The sequence below is a fragment of the Campylobacter majalis genome (genome assembly GCF_905120465.1).
Classification (GTDB): domain Bacteria; phylum Campylobacterota; class Campylobacteria; order Campylobacterales; family Campylobacteraceae; genus Campylobacter_A; species Campylobacter_A majalis.
The window spans coordinates 132,237-147,628 of sequence record NZ_CAJHOF010000002.1 but is presented as its reverse complement, the minus strand read 5'-3'; the positions used below and the strand labels follow the sequence as shown (position 1 = coordinate 147,628).

14 protein-coding genes are annotated in these 15,392 nt (G+C 32.3%); 10 read left to right on the top strand and 4 right to left on the bottom strand.

Annotated elements, in window-relative coordinates; all coding sequences use genetic code 11:
- Positions 1 to 46: 46 nt before the first annotated feature.
- From tupA to LQU93_RS01745, 8 genes are all read left to right on the top strand, one after another.
- The gene (tupA, locus tag LQU93_RS01780; RefSeq protein WP_229932170.1) at positions 47 to 865 is read left to right on the top strand and encodes a tungstate ABC transporter substrate-binding protein TupA; all 819 of its coding nucleotides are present in this window, start codon (positions 47 to 49) and stop codon (positions 863 to 865) included.
- Positions 866 to 972: 107 nt separating this feature from the next.
- Positions 973 to 1,587, top strand: a complete 615-nt coding sequence (locus tag LQU93_RS01775) for an IMPACT family protein (protein WP_229932169.1) — start codon at positions 973 to 975, stop codon at positions 1,585 to 1,587.
- Between the two features lie 126 nt (positions 1,588 to 1,713).
- A complete protein-coding gene (locus tag LQU93_RS01770; protein ID WP_229932168.1) occupies positions 1,714 to 3,663 on the top strand; it encodes a TonB-dependent receptor domain-containing protein in 1,950 nt (649 codons plus the stop codon).
- Positions 3,664 to 3,755: 92 nt separating this feature from the next.
- Positions 3,756 to 4,541, top strand: a complete 786-nt coding sequence (locus LQU93_RS01765) for an NYN domain-containing protein (protein ID WP_229932167.1) — start codon at positions 3,756 to 3,758, stop codon at positions 4,539 to 4,541.
- A gap of 1 nt (position 4,542) precedes the next feature.
- Positions 4,543 to 5,025: a hypothetical protein gene (locus LQU93_RS01760; RefSeq protein ID WP_229932166.1), complete on the top strand. Its 483-nt coding sequence runs from the start codon at positions 4,543 to 4,545 to the stop codon at positions 5,023 to 5,025.
- A 35-nt stretch (positions 5,026 to 5,060) separates the two neighbouring features.
- A complete protein-coding gene (locus LQU93_RS01755) occupies positions 5,061 to 5,738 on the top strand; it encodes a tetratricopeptide repeat protein (RefSeq protein WP_229932165.1) in 678 nt (225 codons plus the stop codon).
- 4 nt (positions 5,739 to 5,742) lie between these two features.
- The gene (locus LQU93_RS01750) at positions 5,743 to 6,243 is read left to right on the top strand and encodes a tetratricopeptide repeat protein (protein ID WP_229932164.1); all 501 of its coding nucleotides are present in this window, start codon (positions 5,743 to 5,745) and stop codon (positions 6,241 to 6,243) included.
- 194 nt (positions 6,244 to 6,437) lie between these two features.
- On the top strand, positions 6,438 to 8,525 hold the full coding sequence (locus LQU93_RS01745) for an RNA degradosome polyphosphate kinase (RefSeq protein WP_229932163.1): 2,088 nt from the start codon (positions 6,438 to 6,440) through the stop codon (positions 8,523 to 8,525).
- Here the strand turns inward: LQU93_RS01745 and LQU93_RS01740 are convergent.
- From LQU93_RS01740 to LQU93_RS01730, 3 genes are read right to left on the bottom strand one after another with little or no spacing between them, the layout of a single operon-like run.
- A complete protein-coding gene (locus tag LQU93_RS01740) occupies positions 8,512 to 9,054 on the bottom strand; it encodes a hypothetical protein (RefSeq protein ID WP_229932162.1) in 543 nt (180 codons plus the stop codon). The two genes, LQU93_RS01745 and LQU93_RS01740, sit on opposite strands and share 14 nt — an antisense overlap.
- Positions 9,047 to 9,568 carry a hypothetical protein gene (locus LQU93_RS01735; protein WP_418884051.1) on the bottom strand — a complete coding sequence of 174 codons (522 nt, stop codon included), beginning with the start codon at positions 9,566 to 9,568 and terminating at the stop codon, positions 9,047 to 9,049. The genes LQU93_RS01740 and LQU93_RS01735 overlap by 8 nt, the downstream gene beginning before the upstream one ends.
- Positions 9,565 to 10,563 (bottom strand): hypothetical protein, encoded by a 999-nt coding sequence (locus LQU93_RS01730; RefSeq protein ID WP_229932160.1) that lies wholly within the window; start codon positions 10,561 to 10,563, stop codon positions 9,565 to 9,567. Before LQU93_RS01730 ends, LQU93_RS01735 begins: the two co-directional genes overlap by 4 nt.
- A gap of 102 nt (positions 10,564 to 10,665) precedes the next feature.
- Here LQU93_RS01730 and ciaB point away from each other — a divergent pair, with 102 nt between their 5' ends.
- Together ciaB and LQU93_RS01720 are read left to right on the top strand one after the other, a co-directional pair.
- A complete protein-coding gene (gene ciaB / locus LQU93_RS01725; RefSeq protein WP_229932159.1) occupies positions 10,666 to 12,501 on the top strand; it encodes an invasion protein CiaB in 1,836 nt (611 codons plus the stop codon).
- Positions 12,502 to 12,528: 27 nt separating this feature from the next.
- Positions 12,529 to 14,871: a putative bifunctional diguanylate cyclase/phosphodiesterase gene (locus tag LQU93_RS01720; protein WP_229932158.1), complete on the top strand. Its 2,343-nt coding sequence runs from the start codon at positions 12,529 to 12,531 to the stop codon at positions 14,869 to 14,871.
- Here LQU93_RS01720 and LQU93_RS01715 read toward each other — a convergent pair.
- Positions 14,868 to 15,389 (bottom strand): hypothetical protein, encoded by a 522-nt coding sequence (locus LQU93_RS01715; protein WP_229932157.1) that lies wholly within the window; start codon positions 15,387 to 15,389, stop codon positions 14,868 to 14,870. The two genes, LQU93_RS01720 and LQU93_RS01715, sit on opposite strands and share 4 nt — an antisense overlap.
- Positions 15,390 to 15,392 lie beyond the last annotated feature (3 nt).

The following is a 15,392-nucleotide window of genomic DNA, read 5'->3' as shown; positions in this document are numbered from 1 at the left end:
AAATATGCTAGTATAGCATGTTTGTTTTAAAATAAAGGAGAAAATTATGAAAAAAATAGTCCTATGCTCATTAATTGCATTTAGTTCGCTTTTTGCGGCGGATAACGATTTACTAATGGCTACAACAACCAGCACTGATAATACAGGCTTATTAGATGCTATATATCCAGTTTATAAGGCAAAAACTGGCGTTGATTTAAAATGGACTGCTGTTGGCACTGGTGCTGCACTAAAAATGGGCGAAAATTGTGATGTTGATGTGCTTTTTGTGCATTCTCCAAAGGTAGAGAAAGAATTTATCCAAAAAGGTTTTGGTATTGAACGCAAGGCTGTTATGTATAATGATTTTGTTTTGGTTGCAGATAAGGCTGTGGCTGATAAGCTAAAGGGCAAGAGTGTAAAAGAGGCGTTTGAGATTATAAAGGCTGAGAAAATTCCATTTTTTTCACGCGGAGATAAATCAGGCACAGATAATAAAGAAAAAGGAATTTGGAAAAAAGAGTTTGGCGAAGTGCCTGAAAACCAAAGCTGGTATCGCCAAACAGGGCAAGGTATGATAGCTACGATAAATGCGGCTGATGAACAAAATGGAGTTAGTTTTACAGATCGTGGCACGTATATAAAATATGAAGCAAATGCCAAGGGTAATCCTGAAGTTGTAATTGTAACTGAAGGCGATGATAGTCTTAAAAATTTCTACTCAGTAATCGCTATAAACCCAGCTCATTGCAAAAATACTGATGTAGAGAATGCAAATCGCTTTATAGATTGGATTATTAGCGATGAAGGGCAGAAATTTATAGCTGATTTTAAGCTAGAAAATAAGCAGTTATTTACTCCAGATGCAAATGAAAGAAAGCAATAATAAGCTTTAATTTTTGAGAATTTTGATATATTTTTATCGAAATTCTCGCTAAACTCCACTCACAATAATTTTAAAATTTTGCTAAAATATCACAAAAAGGCAAGAATTTGAATACTATAAATGAGATATTTAGCACACAAATTGAGATTAAAAAGTCAAGTTTTTTGGCATTTTTGGTGCCTATAGATAAATTTAGCACTACGCATGAAATGCTTAAGCAAAATCACCCAAAAGCCGTGCATATCGTATGGGCAAAGCGAGAGATAAACAAGTATAATCAAATTGTTGAAAATCAAAGTGATGATGGTGAGCCAAAAGGCACTTCTGGTCCGCCTAGCTTAAACGCTCTTAGGGGTGCAAATTTGGTTGATTGCGGAGTGCTTATAGTGCGTTATTTTGGTGGCATTAAGCTAGGCACGGGTGGTCTTGTAAGAGCTTATGGTGGTGCTACAAACGAAGTTATAAAAATTGCAAAATTGATAAAATTTGATCAAAAAAGTGAGTGTGTTTTTTATACGCCATTTTCTTTAATGAGCAGGTTTGAACATTTTTTAAACTCCGAAAATTTAAGCGATTTTAGTAGAGAATTTGACGAAAATGGTGCAAGGTGGATTATTAAATTTAAGCAAGATGAGTATGAAAAATTTCACTCATTTTCGCACACATTTGAAATTTCTGGCTTTATATTACTTGCTATACCACTTTTTGCAAAAAATAATTAAAATTTTATAGATAATTTATTTAAATTTGTTAATATATTGTTTAATATCTTAGCAAATTGGAGTTATTGTGCATTTTGTTGCTGTATTTTTGGTGTTTTTTGTAATGTTTTAGTTGCAAATGATATTTTGCTTGATAAGGTTGAAGTTAGTTTTAAAGATAAAAAAGAGCTACTTGATTATCCTACTAGGCTTGAAATTTCAGATAAAGACAAACTTTTACAGCATTCTGATATGGCAAAATCTTTCTCAAAACTTAGCGGATTTAGCATGATGAGAAAGGGTGGGTTTGGCTCGGAGATATTTTATCGCTCACAAGGTGGAGCAAGGATGCCAATACTACTTGATGGCTCAAGTTTGCATGGTGGCTGTAGTGGCAGGATGGATAATGCCATAAGCTACATCGATACGCAAAGCTATCATAGCGTAAGCATCATAAAAGGACCGCAAGATCTTAGATATGCTACTGTAATGTCTGGTGCAGTTTTATTTGAGCGTGAAATTTTAAGACTTGCAAAACCAACTTATTTGTTTAATTATAGCACTTTGTATGGTAGTTATGCCAGATTTGATAACAATATAAATGCAACTATTGGCGATGAAAGATATGCGGTGCAAATTTTTGCTAGCGATTATAAAAGCAATGATTATAAAGATGCAAACAACAACAAAATAAACTCAAAATTTCACAAACAAAACTTAAGCTTAATATCATCTGCTATACTTAATGATACGGCGGTTGAGTTGTCGTTTGATGCGTCTAAGGCAAACGCTGCTTACGCTGATAGGCAGATGGATGGAGTTAGATTTGATAGGCGTTCGTTAAATTTTAAATTAGAGCATGATTTAAACACAAAAAATAGACTGAATTTATCATCTTTTTATCATGAGATAGATCACAAAATGGATAATTTTACTATGCGTAATCCAAGCATGAGCTATCAAATTTCTAATCCAAAGCGAAAGATAAAAGGCTTAAGGCTAGAAAACATTACAACGCTTGATAATCTAAAACTTTATGCTGGTTTGCAACGCGAACAAAATAGCTATAAAAACAAAAGTGCAAGTGGAAATTCTATCCAAAATGTCAATGCAAAACTTAATAATCAAGAGTATCAAGATGGGCTTAGTTTTGATACTAAAGCTATGTTTTTGCAGGGGCAATATATGTTTGATGAGAGTGCTTTGTTTGCTGGGTATAAAAATGAGCATGTTAGGGTTAGGGATGCATGGGATAATGAGTGGCAAGAGTATGGGATTTTGCAAAAACCAAGCCAAAGATACGATCTAAACTCAGCATTTATGAGATTTGAGAGATATTATGAAAATTTAAGTGCATATATTGGCGTCGCTCATGCACAAAGATCACCTGATTTTTGGGAGTTTAATCAAGTATTTGGATATGCAAATAACAACACTTATGATAATTTTCATCTTCTAAAAAAAGAAAAAAATAACCAGCTAGATACCGGCGTAGTCTATAAAAATAAAACTGATGAGATAAGTTTGGGTTTGTTTTATTCAAAGGTTAATGATTATATTTTGCTTAGCAAACAACAAGCTTTTAATACAAACGCACTTATTTATGGGGCTGAGGCTGATTTAAGCTTAAAATTTTACGATATTTTAAGGCTTGAGATAGCAACATCATATATAAAAGGTGTAAATAAAAGACAAATTATAAACAAAAAAGCAATGACAAATGCTGTATTAAACCGCAATGATGCATTGCCTCAAATTGCTCCTTTGTCGTTTAAGCTTGGGCTTGGTTTAGAGCAAAAAAATTGGTTTGCAAAGCTAGATATGCAAGCAAACTCTAGGCAAAATCGCATAGCAAGTGGTTTTGGCAGTGTGTCAGGACTGGATAGTAAAAGTAGCAGTGGGTTTGCTGTTTATGGTTTTAGTGCTGGAGTGATGCATAAAAATATGCAGGTTATATTTGGCGTGGATAATCTCACAAATAAATCTTATGCGTATCATTTAAGTAAAATTTCAGCAAATGATGTCGCTAATAAAAATGATACTAAAATCAATGAAATAGGGCGTAATTTTTATATTAAATTTAAACTTCATATTTGATAAAATTTTATTTTTAGATTAGGGTCTAAAATTTACTTATTATTTTATAAATAATTTTTTGCTACACTCTCAAAAATAATAAATGGAGCGTTGTGTTGAGAGTTGAAAATATGGCGGTTTTAATAGATGCTGAAAATTTCTCACACACTCTTGTGAGTGAGGCGATATCTAGGCTAGATGAGCTTGGATATGTAAGGAAAATTTTAGCATACGGAGATTATAGCACTGATAATTTAAAAGCATACAAACAAATATGTTTTAAACACAATATTACTCCAATGCAAGTCTTTACTCAAACTATCGGCAAAAACTCAGCCGATATTGCACTAGTTATAGACGCTATGGATATATTAAAAAGTGGCGATTATGACGCACTAGCTATAGTCTCAAACGATAGCGATTTTATCCGCCTTTCATCACGCATTAAAGACAGCAGGATAAAAAGCATAGGCGTAAGCTCAAGATTTAGAAATACGGCTGTTTTTGATCATTTTATCTACCTAGAACCAAAAGCAAAACAGATCGCAGTTGATGCGGAAATTTTAGATGAAGCTGTGCAATTAAAGCAGGGTTTTGTAAAGAAATTTTTAGGACTGTATAGTAAATTTTTAATCCCAAAACAACTACAGCCAAAAAGAGAGCAAGATGAGCTAGATAAGGTATTTAAAAAGATTTGTGAGCTATATAAACCAGATGCTGATGGATATTATAATTGTGGCTTGTTTGGCAACGTACTAAAGCAAGAATTTAAAGATTTAGACTTAAAGCAAATTGGGTATAGCAACAAACTTAAAGAGCTTTTTAGTAAGCTTTGTGATGATGGTAGGGTGGAGCTAGTGAGTTATGGTACGACGATGAAATTTAAGATAAAGGCATGATATGAACGTTGCGGTTGTGATGTATGATAGGATAAATTTAATAAGTCTTGCAAATGTGCTTAGTTTTGTAAAATCATTTCAAAAAGCAAAGATTAAAACTTGTGCTTTTAAACCAGAGATAGTTGATGAGTATGGGTTAAAAATCACGCCTGAAGTTAGTGGCGAGAGTATATATGGAGCAGATATCATCATCATACCAGATGGGATAGGAGCGTTAAATTTACGCCATGATGAGATATTTTTATCATGGATTAAATCCGCTTCAAATGCTAAAGTCAAGCTTGGGTTTGATTTAGGCACACTTATTTTTGCTGGAGCTGGATTTTTAAACAACAAGAGTGCTTGTATTAGAGGTGGATATAAAAATGCACTAAGTGAATATTGTGATGTAAGTGATACTAAAGTGTGCGAGAGTGGCGATGTGATTAGTGTAAGCGAGTGGGGCGATGAGATAAAAGCAATACTTGCTAAAATTTTAAGCTAATTGCGGTAATTTAAAATAAATTAAAAGGGGCTAATATGTATAAAAATTATATTTTAATTGCTTTGTTTGCGTTTATTTTGGCTGGTTGCATAAGCTCAAAAAAGCCTATTTATGACTATACAAAACCAAAAATAGACACTGAAAAACAAGTAAAAATTGAACCTAAACCAGATAGTGGCAACACGCAAGTTATTTTAAGTGCCATAGATATACTTCACTCAAAGTGTGAATTTGGAGATAGTAATGCTTGTAATGATTTAGGAGCGACTTATGAGCAAATTGGCGAGTATGAAAACGCTATGAAATTTTATACTCGTGCATGTGATAATAGCATAGAGATAGGGTGTGCAAATATGGGCATGATGTATGAAAAAGGTCTTGGTGTGAGCAAAAATCCAGCCAAGGCACTAGATATATACAAAACATCGTGCAACAACGGCGGTGCTTTGGGATGTTATAATCTAGCTACGGCATATAGAAAGGGTGAGATTGTTGCTCAAGATTATGCTATCGCACATAGTGCTTATACGAGTGCGTGTGAAAAAGAGGACGTGCCATCTTGTGCAAATATAGGCTCGATGTATGAGCTAGGTCATGGTGTGCAAAAAGATGAAGTAAAAGCGTATAATATCTACAAGGTCGCTTGTTTTAGGGGTTTTAATAAAGCGTGTCCTCACATGAAGCGTTTGGGCGATAAGCTAAATATAAAGTAAGATGATGAAAAAAATTATATTTATTTTGATGATTTTTTTATTTGGTGGTTGTGCTTCGTGGCAGAGTATGCTAAGCTTTGGGCTTTTTAAAACCAAAAGCGAGAAGCAAGAAGAAGCCTTAAAGGCAAAATGTGATGAAAAAGATGAAATTTCATGCAATAATTTAGCTGTTATTTATAGCAATGATGAATATTTTGATGATGCCAAAAAATATTATGAAATTTCGTGCGATTTGGGGCTAGCTACTGCGTGTTCTAATCTTGGGCAAATTTATGAAAAGGGATTGGGTGGCACAGACTCTGACATGCAAAAAGCAACGCAATTATATGAAAAATCATGCGATAGTGAAGATGGAGTAGGGTGTTATAATATGGCATTGCTACTTTATAAAACAAGCTCTAATGAGCTAAAGGAGCAAAACGCCATAAAGGCATTTGAGTTGTTGGAAAAAAGTTGTAAATTTGAGTATAAACAAGCTTGTTTTTTGCTAGAAAAGTTAAAATGAGACCTTTTTAATGATAGCAAATATTACAACAAATGCGATAAAAATACCTAGCAATATGATATAATCTGACACTGATTTAGCCTTTTTGTTAATTTATAAATGCAATTTTAACAAAAAAATATTTTTTTAAAATTAAAATTGTGATTAAGTATGAGATTTAATTGATTTTGTTCTTTAAATAAAGGAAAAATAATATGATGGATATTAAAAATTTATACATAAATAGAGAACTCAGTTGGCTTAGGTTTAATACTCGTGTGCTTTCGCAATGCGAACGTGATATACCACTACTTGAAAAGTTAAAATTTCTTGCAATTTATAGCACAAATTTAGATGAATTTTATATGATACGCATAGCTGGTTTAAAGCAGTTATTTGCCGCTGGTGTAACAATTAGTGGCAGTGATGAGATGAGTCCGCTAGATCAGTTAAAGGCTATTAGAAAATATTTGCAAAATGAAAAAATTACTTTAGAAAATCATTATAAAAATATAAAACAGGGCTTGGAAAAAGAGGGATTGTTTATCAAAAACTATGATGAATTAAGTGATGCTTTAAAACAAAAATGTGATGAGTATTTTTTCTCAAATATAATGCCTGTTATCGTGCCTATTGCTATTGATGCAACACATCCTTTTCCGCATTTAAACAACTTAAGTTTTTCGTTGGCTGTGAAATTAGCAGACGCAAGTCATCCTGAAATTTTAAAATATGGCATGGTGAGAATTCCACGTGTGCTTCCGCGATTTACTCAGGCTAGTGAAAATGTATATGTTCCGATAGAAACGATAGTTCATAGGCATGTTAGCGAAATTTTCCCAGGTTATAAGCTACTTAGTTCGTGTGCGTTTAGGGTTACTAGAAATGCTGATATCGTTATAGAAGAAGAAGAAGCTGATGATTTTATGATGATACTTGAGCAAGGACTAAAGCTTCGCCGAAAGGGTGCTTTTGTAAGACTTCAGACGCAAGATGGAGCAGATCCTGAAATTTTGGAGTTTTTAAATACTCAGATGAAAATTTTCCACAAAGATATATATTATTCATCTATTCCACTTACTCTTAGCTCTTTATGGCAAATCGCATCAAATAAAGATTTTAGCCATCTTAGTCTTGCACCATATGCACCAAAAACTCTACCGCCATTTGGCACTGGTATAAGCATGTTTGATGCAATTGATAAGCAAGATGTGTTGTTGCTTCATCCATACGAGAGTTTTGATCCAGTTGTTGCACTTATAAAAGAGGCTAGTAAAGATCCCAAAGTAGTATCCATACGCATGACGCTTTATAGAGTAGATAAAACTTCGCCTATTATTCAAGCTTTAATAGATGCTGCAAGTGAAGGCAAACAAGTAACGGTTATGGTTGAGCTAAAGGCTAGATTTGACGAAGAAAACAATCTTCATTGGGCAAAGGCATTAGAGGATGCTGGTGCTCACGTGATATATGGCATAACTGGATTTAAAGTGCATGCAAAAGTATCGCAAATCATTCGTCAAGTTGGTGATAAGCTGAAATTTTACATGCATTTTGGCACAGGTAATTACAACGGCTCATCTGCTAAAATTTATACTGACGTTAGTTTATTTACTAGCAAGGAAGAATTTGCCAGTGATACTACGACGTTTTTTCATATACTATCAGGATATAATAAAAATCGTCGCTTAAATACTCTTTCAATGTCACCATTTCAGATAAAAGAACGCATAATTTCGATGATAAAAACTGAAGCCTCTCATGGACAAAATGGCAGAATCATTGCTAAAATGAACGCTCTTGTTGATAGCGATGTGATAAATGAACTAAGTAAAGCAAGTGCTAAAGGAGTAAAGATAGATTTGATTGTTCGTGGTGTTTGTTGTTTGCGTCCTGGTGTGGCTGGGCTTAGCGAAAATATCCGTATTCGCTCGATTATAGGCAAATATTTAGAACATGCAAGAGTGCTTTATTTTAAACACTCCGATCCTAAAATTTACATCTCAAGTGCAGATTGGATGCCAAGAAATTTAGAACGAAGATTGGAGTTAATGACGCCTATTTATGATAATCGTTTGCAAGATAGGCTTCTTGAGATGTTAGAACTTCAGCTAAGTGATAATGATTTGGCATTTGAACTTTGTGTAAATGATGAATACAAAAAAGCAAGTGCAAACGAAAAGCTGATAAACTCGCATGATATTCTTGAAAATTATATGAACAAAATATACAATTCAGTCAAAAAGGACACAGATAAAGCTAAAGCTGATTTACTAGTCAAGAAATTCATTAAAGAGAGTTAGGTTTGCCATATACTTTGATGTTAAAGGTGGTGCGAATTAGTTTGTCATCGCCTTTCATCACAATTGGAAATTCAGCTTTTATGATATTTTCATATTTGGCTAATGCATCTAAAAAATCATAAAATTTCGTTGGCGAATTTACAGCACTAGTGACATTTAGCTCAAATAAAAAATAGTCCTCACTAGCTGTTTGCACGTGTTTAATCTCATTTAAGCTTACATCTGAAAAAAACCCAGTAGCAAATTTTAAAAATTTGTCTTTGTCAAAATTTGTATCATATGCGCTAAGTATAAATCTGCTATTTTCTTTTATGCTATCTAGCGTATTTAGCTTATTGTCATATAGCATTTTTACCTTTGCATGAGCTAGTGATGCAGAGCGGTTTTGTGAATTAAGATTTTTGTATTCTTTGATATTTGGGACAATAAAGGCAAATATCATAATTAAGCAAATTAAGGCAAATATAAGTATAAAAATTAGAAGTTTAACAATATCTATATTTTCTAAACTTGTGTCTTTCTTACTCATTATATCCCTCGTGTGTGTCCATTTTGTTTGTGCTAACAAAGCCATACCAACCATTTTTTATCTGATAAAAACTTGTGTTTGATGTGCTAAATATAGACTTTAAAGGTGAAGCTAGAAGTTGATTAAATACATCTTTGCTAGGCGTTATTCCGCGTATTATTAGTAAATTTTTGTCCATATGCACCTCTTCTAGCGTTATGCTATCAGGAACCAAATCAAAAAGATTGTGCAAACTCTGTTTAAGTAGCAAATTAGATGTTGTTACATTGTTTGCAATCTCTACTTGAGTGCTTAAAATTTCAGTAATTTCGTCGATTTTTACAATTTCATCATTCATTTTTTTTTGATTTTGCATAAATTCAGTTGTTCTTGATTTTAGCGAGTAGTTTTTAAAAGATATAAAAGCATTTGCCACTAAAAACAGTGCAAAAACTATGGCTATAAAACTTATCCAAAGCTTACTAAATATACTAAATAATGGTCTTGGTTCTGGTTTAATAAAACTATACATCAAAGCTCTATCTCCTGAGTCATTAGCTCATTCATATCTTTTAGTGCATCAACAGTATGCACAGATGTTTCTACAAATAGTTCAGTTTCTACATAGTGCAAAAATGTAGCACTTGTTTTAGTGCTATCAAATACTATAACTTGCTCGATAAAATCGCCGTCATAGATTGGATTGGTATAAAATTCTTTTAAGGCTGAGTTTATGTATCTAAACATGCTCATATCTCTACCAAAAATAGTCACAGAAGTAGCAACGTCACTTGAGTTTGGCATGTTTAAATCATATCCTAAATCTTCAAATTCTTTTGGCTTTTCCATAATTAAATCATCAAGACTTGTAAAATCATCCATGCTTGACATTTTGTTTTCGTCTTCAATGATTAAATTATCAATATCTGTAATGTTTTCTTTTTTGAAAATTTTAGGTGTATCATCGTCGTCTGTATCGTTTTTGATTTTAAAAAATGTTGCAAATTTCATTTTTTTATCTTTAAATATGCTTAGAGCTGAAGTGCTACCATATGAGTATATATACATCGTAGTTTTTTCGCTCACTCCTTGACGCCTAATCTCATAAAACATCAATGCAATAGGCGAATAAAGCAGGTCGATACTGTTTTGTCCAAATGTGTTTCTTGCTAAATTTACAGCACTTATGTCAGCATAAATTGAGGCATAATTTATACTTAGTGTCACAACATCGTCGGTGCGTATATTGTAGCGTTTAAAGTCCTCTTTGTTTAGAGTTGGTAATGCACCTTGGAAATCATCCGTGTATAAAAGTGCAATATACACACCATAGTAGGCATCTTCTTGGCGTTTTATATAGGCTATAACTTTTTCATCGATGTTGTTTGGGTCTATTTCTGTAAATTTTGCTTGTAGCGTTTTTACTACTTTGCCATTTTTAAATACGCGTCCATAAAACAAACATTCTGAGCCTTCAATTATCACGCTTAAGAAAAGGTTTGAAAATAATTTGCGTATACAAAAGCCCATAAATCTCCTAGTTTGCTTAAAATAGTGATATGTTAGCTAAAAACGCATTAAAAAATATTAAAAATTTCTTTGTATAATTATGTTTTTTAAAAAAGGAAAATTATGAATAATTTTGTAAGACTAAATGAAATAGCTAAAGAATTTAAAGCTAGAAAAAATAATTTATATAAAAATTTAGATGATGAAATTTTACTTAAAGGGCTTGAAATTTCAGGCTTAAGTGGAACAAAAAGTGAAAAAATAGCAGTTCTTAGACGTATAGTTGATTTAAAGGTAGATCCGCTTTTAAACGAACTTAAAAAGCTTGGTTTTAGTGACGACAGACAAGAAGATGTGCGTGAAAAAATGTATGAGTATGTAAAAAATATATATGAAAAAGATCATGCCGATATGATAGCGCAGATTAAAAAAGAGAAAATTTTAGATGAGTTTAATGTTGAAATTTTGATGCTAATTCATAACGTTGGACTTAAAATAAACACTTGGCAAAAAGCTTGGCAAGAGAAGATAATAGACACTACAAACAAAGAGTTTGAGCTAAAATTTCAAGACATAAAAGATGCTGTAAAATTTATAAAAGATAATAAGCTTTATCATTTAGATGGCAATGAGATAGCAGATAGAAGCTATGGTGCCGTGATTAAAAATGGCGATGCATATAGTTTTGCGACGTATGCGGTGGCATTTGGTGACGAGGTTAAGGCTGTAAGTGATGAGTTTGAAAAGGGTATTAAAATTTTAACAAAACTTGCAAAAACAGATAGCGAAAAAGCCTATATTAATTATTTTTCTAAACTTAAAGATGCCTTTAATGAGCGTGAAAATGACAGGGTTATTAAGGCGTGGCAAGATGCTGAAATTGCTTGGATGGATATAAAATCGCCAATTCAGCCAGGACATCCGCTTGAGTATTACGAAGATGCCTACACTCATGCTGTGGCACTTGAGTGGGATGTGAGACTTGTCGATGATGGTGGCGTTGATGAGAGCGAGTTTAAATCAAATATCACAGATAGCTTTTTGCATGTTTATGACGAGCTAAAAATCAGTGATGATAAGATGAAAAATCAAGTTTTATCAAACATACAAAAAACTCAACTTTACGTTTGTGTGCCGTTTATTTTTTATGGTGCTGAGTTAAATGGCTTGTTTTCAGCACAGGTTGTGCCAAATGATGAGAGTGTTAGCAAGATGTGTGGCAAGAAAATTTTTGCATTTGTAAATTATGTTTATGAAAGTGCCAAAGCCAAGCCGTTTTCTAAGCTATCGGCTGAAATTTTTAGCAAGGATTTTTTGGATTTTGGGCGGGAGATTTTATTTACCAAGCCAGATGTTTGGAAAAAAGTATATGAAATTTCGACCATCGGACATGAGTTTGGGCATATTTTATTTATTTCTAGCGACACAGAAAATGCCATGAATAAAAGCGGTGTGTTTAAATATATCGAAGAGTATAAGGCTACAAGTGGTGGGCTTATTAACTTTTTTTACAATGAAAAAGATGAGTATAAAATGGCAGTGTTTTACGAGCTAATCGCACGTGCGATAGGGCTTGTTGGCTGGATGAAAGTTGATGAGGTTAGGGCATATTATTGCGAGGGACTTATACATTTATCTTTGCTATTTCAAGCAGATGTGTTGAAATTTAATGATGAAAAACTAAGCATTGATTTTAGTAAAAATGCTTATGATAGGTTTAAAATTTTATGTTTAAATAATTATAAGAATTTAGCTAGACACTATGCCAATAAACTAGACGCAGCTGAGTTTTTGGCTAAATTTTGCAAAAGTGAAAATTCTACCTATATGCCTGTTGATGATGATGTTTATGCTTTTGTTAAATACTATTATTCTCGTTTTGAGCAAATTTCAAACGAGATTGATGAGAGCGACGAGTGGGAAAAATGGCAGAATAAAATCAGCCAAGATACGATATAATCAAGCAAAAATTTATATGGATTTGTGTTGATAAAGATTTTAAATAATATTTCAAATAATCGTGGTGTTTTGCTTTTAATATCGCTTGTGCTTTTGGTAGGCATGATGTTTGCCTTGCACTATGCTAACTCAGATACTAAAAATTTATTAGGCATAATTTTTAATTTTTTTATAGCTGGTTGCACTTATTATGGTATAAGCTCGTCTAAAAAGCATAAATTTTATTGGTTTTTGGCGTTTGGTGCTATTTTGTCATGGGCTTTTTGTGATACGTTTTGGATGTTTTTAGAGCTAAATGACTACACTGCTGAAATTTTTAAAGAAGTCTCTTATGTCATACCTGCTTTTTTGATATTTTTAACAACCTTTTCAATTTATAAGCGTTGCATTGATGAGACCAGATCGCGTCAGCTTATTGTAGATGTGATTTTTATTGTTTTAATGTGGGTTGTTTTTAGTTTTTATGCACTATCAAATAGCGATGACTTTTTAGTAAGTAAAGATAGCGTAGATATATTAAATGGTGGATTTTTAATCCTTGATATATTGTGTATGTCTATAATTTTTATCATATTTTTTAGTATTGAAAATTTTGCCAAAGAACGCTCAACCTATCTATTGATGATTGCTATTGGTATATTTTCGTGCTTTGATGTATTTTATGTTTTTATGGATTTAGATGATAATAGTTTAGCAAACACGCTTTATGAGACCATATATGAGCTATCTTTTGTCATAATTATGCTTGGTTCATTTTTTTTAAAGGGCGAAAATCACACTCATTATGTAACAAAAAGAGAGATATTAGCCAAGACAATAATTAGTAAGATTTTAGCACTTGCGATCATTCCTTTGCTTATTTGCACGTATGTTGGTTTTATGACGCTTACGCATGTTACATTTGTGATGTCTGTGATGCTTTTGTATGGTATTGTTAGTTACCATACAGCCACTAAACTACATACACGCATTATGCTAGAAAATGAAAGAAAAATGACTGTTGAGTTAGAAAAAATTAAAAATAAACGCATATCAGATTTAAAAGCTACAAGAAAAAGATTATCAGAACTAAGTAAAAATGACTTTTTAACATCTGCGTTAAATAAGCAAAATTTTGAGTTAGAATTATCAGAGATGATAATGCAAAAAACACTTAGTCAAAGCGTATGTCTATATAATATAAATATAGACAAATTTAAGTTTATAAATAACACTCATGGGCATTATGTCGGCGATGAGGTGCTAATTATTACTGTTGATAGGCTAAAAAATGCCATAAAGCATAATTGCATTATTGGTAGATTTGGCGGAGACAACATAATGGTGGCATTTGTTGCTAAAACACATGAATTTGATCATAGTTTTATTGTCAATAATATATTGTTTGAATTAAGTAAGCCAATGCACATCGAAAGACATGAGATTAGTGTAAATGTAAAAATAGGCATTAGCCATACTCAAACAAGCCAACTAAAAACTGCTGATTTGATTGCAAATGCTAGTGTAGCACTTAAAATAGCAAAACACCAAAATGATAAACAACATGTAATATATAATGAGATTAATGATAAAATAAACTATCAAGAATATTATATAAAATCGCTTCTTGATAGTGTTAATTTCGAGAAAGAATTTCGCATAGTTTATCAGCCACAATTTGATATAAAAACCAAAAAACTAATTGGCATAGAAGCACTTTTAAGATGGCACTCTCCACTAAAAGGCAATATCTCTCCGGCTGTATTTATCCCAATTGCTGAGCAAATGCCTCTTATTGTGCATATTGGACGTTGGGTATTGCAACAATCAGCTTTGTATATAAAAATGATAAATGAAAAATACGGATTAAATTTGTATGTTAGCGTAAATATTTCGCCAAAACAAATAGATAGTATAAATTTTGTAAGTGAGGTTTTAAATGTTGTTAAGCAAAATGGTTTAAAATCTCAATGGTTGCACCTAGAAATCACAGAGATGAGTTGGCTAGAAACTTCAAGAATAATAAAAGATGTTTTAAAAGAATTGAACAAAAATCATATCAATATTTCAATAGATGATTTTGGAACTGGCTTTTCATCGATAAGTTATTTGAATAAATTTAGGATTGCAAAATTAAAAATAGCAAAAGAGCTAATTGATAATATACAATTTGATAAAATTAATAGAAATATCGTAATAGCAATAGTTTCATTGGCTAAAAATATGAATATCCAAACAGTGGCTAAAGGCGTAGAGAGCCAAAAGCAAGTTGAAATTTTAAAAAATATAGGTTGTGATGAGATACAAGGCTATTTCTTAGCTAAGCCAATGGAGGCTGAAATGCTTGAGAGCTTTATTGCAAGCAGACACAAGCTAATGAGTGAAAATTAGACATTATTGATAAAATTTTCATAACTAAGCTTTTCGTATCTTGCTATTAGTTTATTTGAGTTTTTGCTTATTTTACTGATTGCTTTTTGTGTTTGAGCATTTTTGGCGATGATTAGATAAAGCTTTTGTTTGGCATTTAAAATGTAGATATTTGCACACTCTATGATATTTGAAATTTCATCAAATTTGAAATTTTCATCTTCATATGTGAAGCCAGTTTCATTTATATTTAAGATAAAATCCTTTTTATCTGTTGAAATTTTAAGTGATTTTAGTATTTTAAGTTGTTTTTTTCGTAAAAATTTTGGATAAAACACAAGCCAAGCAATTCCTAAAAATACTCCTGTTATCGTTATAAATGACGTTTTTAGCAGTATATCAACTAAAAAACAAACCACCATTAACTCTGTAAAAATTCCTATCGTGTTAAATATTTGCATACGTTTTGCTTTTTTAGATGATGTGATTATGTAGGTTTGAAAATCAAGCAAATCGTTATTTGTAAGTGAAAATTTCATACT

Excerpts from the sequence above, each read along its gene's own strand:
- tupA (WP_229932170.1), top strand. The coding sequence starts at position 47 with ATGAAAAAAATAGTCCTATGCTCATTAATTGCATTTAGTTCGCTTTTT.
- LQU93_RS01760 (WP_229932166.1), top strand. The coding sequence starts at position 4,543 with ATGAACGTTGCGGTTGTGATGTATGATAGGATAAATTTAATAAGTCTT.
- LQU93_RS01755 (WP_229932165.1), top strand. The coding sequence starts at position 5,061 with ATGTATAAAAATTATATTTTAATTGCTTTGTTTGCGTTTATTTTGGCT.
- LQU93_RS01750 (WP_229932164.1), top strand. The coding sequence starts at position 5,743 with ATGAAAAAAATTATATTTATTTTGATGATTTTTTTATTTGGTGGTTGT.
- LQU93_RS01745 (WP_229932163.1), top strand. The coding sequence starts at position 6,438 with ATGATGGATATTAAAAATTTATACATAAATAGAGAACTCAGTTGGCTT.
- LQU93_RS01740 (WP_229932162.1), bottom strand. The coding sequence starts at position 9,054 with ATGAGTAAGAAAGACACAAGTTTAGAAAATATAGATATTGTTAAACTT.
- LQU93_RS01730 (WP_229932160.1), bottom strand. The coding sequence starts at position 10,563 with ATGGGCTTTTGTATACGCAAATTATTTTCAAACCTTTTCTTAAGCGTG.
- ciaB (WP_229932159.1), top strand. The coding sequence starts at position 10,666 with ATGAATAATTTTGTAAGACTAAATGAAATAGCTAAAGAATTTAAAGCT.
- LQU93_RS01715 (WP_229932157.1), bottom strand. The coding sequence starts at position 15,389 with ATGAAATTTTCACTTACAAATAACGATTTGCTTGATTTTCAAACCTAC.